Below are 3,216 nucleotides of genomic sequence, written 5' to 3'. Positions count from 1 at the left end.
TCTCTGGTTGATCGTGCGCCTCTAGACATGAATGCCTGAACTGCACGCTCTTTAAACTCTGGGGAATAAGCTGTAGCTGCCATGATAATCCTCCATGATGGTTTTATATCAGGAAACGACATCTTTTGTGACATCTACCGGTGAAACTTTCACGCGGAATCAGGTGAAGCGTTCACTCGGAATCGGGTGAACTTTTAGTTCGGAATCACCTGGAACCCTTGAATCGGAATCGGGTGAAACCTTGGCTCGGAATATCCACATAATGGACGGCCAAAACAATCGTTTTCGACCAGCTGCATAAACCGCTCCCAGAGCCGCGCATAATTTCCGATCGGTGCCGAGGTTTTTTGCTCAGCTGAGCACAGCAAAGTTAGGAGCTATATTGGATGTTTTTATGCAAAGCTGCGCAGTCCTTCATGGACACGTCTTCCAGGACAAATGGTGGGTTTTTTAAGGAATCCTGACCATCTGCCGGAAAGTACCGGCGCTATCCGGGGCCCTGGTTCAAGCCGCTCCGACCATTTCATATTGTTGCTGCGGGACGCGGAGGACGAGTTCGAATTCATAGAAACCCGGTTCGCTTTTTTCACTGCCTAACTTAATTTCGCAGCTTCCTCCGGCATCCTCTGCAAACTGTCGGACTGCGCACATACCAACGCCCCGCCCGGAGATATTACTGACATTGGTGGATGTACTTACCCCTGATTGGAATATCATCTCAGCGATTTCCTCAAGTCGCGCCTCTGCCTGCAGATTACCTGATTGTAGTCCTATCTTTCGCAATTTTCCAATGGCTAGACCCTGGCCATCATCAAAGATGGTGAACTGCAGAAAGCCATTTATGACTGAGGCCTTAATATGGATTGTTCCGTTTTCGGGTTTTATTTTCTGACGTCTCACCTCGGCATTTTCCAGTCCATGATCCAAAGCATTCCGAAGAATATGGACCATGCATTTTTCAATCAGTACCTTATTTTCTGAGTTAACATGGACAGGGACAACATCCAAAACCAGATTGGGTTCGGGCTTGCCAATATCACGAGCAATCTTGCCCGCGCGTTCCCGATAGCCGTCCATAATGACATCCAAATGTTCAAATATCATTTCTATCAAGACATCACTGTGGGCTTTGATGCCACGAATGAGCTGATGGATGGTTGGGTTGGACGATTCCACCAGATCCTTAATGATAAAGTACTGGCCCTCAATAAACTCCCGATTAATGGTTATCTTGGTGAGATCCTCGGACCGGTTTAATTTTTCGCGGTTTACATAGATGTATGAGTTGAAAACATCGATCCCTTTTTTGTTTTCCTGACTAAGAATATTCTTACTGATCGCGGCGCCCTTAATCCTGGCTGAAAGAGAGTCTTCAGCCTTATGTATCGCCGCAGCGAGTGACTTCAGCTGGAGAGTGCGTGCGGCACCCTTTACTGTGTGAGCGTTAACAAAGAGAAGTCGGAGTGTTGGGAGATCAAGTTCAGCGTTGTCGATGATGCGCTGGTTTTCCTGCAGGAGCGGGAGCCCAGTGGCAAAAAACTGAGCTGCACGTTGAGCTGTAATGTCGATCAGTTCTTTGACAAGCTCAAGCAGTTGAGCCTGCTCTTTGTTCTTCTGCTCCAGCACCCTTTCATTGGATACATCGAGAAGTGTCAGCAGGATTCTTTGGACACGATTGTCTGCAGTGACTTCAACGTTCCACGTGGCTTTCAGATACTTATCCTCGGAACCAGGTGTGTAGCAGATTTCGGTAGGTAAATTGCCACAGTTGAGCTCAAAATTTAGTGCATCCTCGCCGATAACAGAATTGATGATTTGCATGACCTGATCTTTTTCATCGATGGTGAAACTCGAGTTACTCAAAATGAGCTGTTCGATATTTTTTCCAGAGATGGAATCGGTTCCGAGTATATCCGCAAGATGAGCAGAATAGTCCTTGGCTAGCACAGCACCAGTTTCTATAGAACATACCCCCTGAGGGATGTGATCCAGAAGAGAGCGAATTTCATGAGTTTTCTCAATGACCTTTCTCTCGAGTCCTTCGTTTAGCTGTTTGATTTCTTGTTGTGCCTGTTTCTGTTCCTGTCGAATTCTGTCGCCAAGAGCAAATGACAGGAGAACGACTTCCAGTGCAGATCCAATCTGCATACCATATTCTGTGATGATGTTGGCGGGTATAACGCCTAAGGTTTTAAGAGAATAGAGCAAGGATCCTATCATGAAAACGACAAATGCCAGGAGAAAGTAGCGTGCGGGTCTATAGCCTTTGATATAGCAACGAATACTTGCGGCTATCGTTGCTATCAGAAGCACAGGTGGGAGGATAGCAATGAGTCTCACAGAGATGCGAAAAGGAACCAGAAACGACAAGATAGCGGCTGCTATGCTCCAAACTAAAATTGCTGATACAACTTTTTTTAAAAAAGGCGAGTTTTCTTTGAGTTTTAAAAAATCTATTGCAAAAAGGCAAAGACCCAGTGCCGCGGTGGCAACAAATAAGGGTATAGCCACGTTGTTTATTTCAGGGAAATTCGGCCAGAGATATTGATAGGAAAATCCATTTACAGAGAGGACAAATAGGCAGTGAAATCCAATATAGGTGATATAGTACAGGTATGATTTGTGTCTGATCTTAAAGTAAAGAAACAGGTTGTATAGGATCATGCCAAAAATCGACCCGAAGAAAATCCCGAGGCCATACGATTCATCACCATTCTTTTCAGTAAACCGCGCTGGCGAGTAAATTGAAACAGGGATGACAATACTTCCCTGACTTTGTACCCGCATATAAACCGTTAGCGGTTCGCCTCGTGTCATGCTAAAAGGATATGCGAAATTTCTGTTTTTGATTGGTCTTTTGGAAAAACGTTCAAGATCGCCGGCCTTATTTTCATAAACGACTTCGTCTTTATTAAGGAAATATATGTCAAGAAAATCGATCTGAGAGTAGGAATACTCCAAAACCCATGAAGTTTTTTCCCGGTCTTCGCTTACGAGGTCGATTCGAATCCAAAAAACTGATTTCGAATACCCAAAGTTTGGAGTGTCCGATTTACTTTCAGTCCACTTGTTCGCGAATTCATCTGACCTGATTTCTGAAAAAGTTAGGCTACCGTCTTGATCCTCTATATACCTTAGATACTTTCCAAGTAAATACTCAGCCTTTTCTTCCCTAAGTGCGACCAGGGGTTCTCCAAATGCCCGCACGGGGACAAA

1 protein-coding gene is annotated in these 3,216 nt (G+C 44.9%); it reads right to left on the bottom strand.

Annotation, left to right across the window (positions count from 1 at the left end; genetic code table 11):
• Positions 1-504: 504 nt before the first annotated feature.
• Positions 505-3,216: 7TM diverse intracellular signaling domain-containing protein (locus VE954_RS00005; protein WP_324948326.1), on the bottom strand; the 2,712-nt coding region annotated here is incomplete at its 5' end.

This window comes from Oligoflexus sp. (assembly GCF_035638955.1).
Lineage (GTDB): Bacteria > Bdellovibrionota_B > Oligoflexia > Oligoflexales > Oligoflexaceae > Oligoflexus.
The sequence above is the reverse complement of the archived record's forward strand: the minus strand, read 5'-3'. Positions and strand labels throughout refer to the sequence as shown.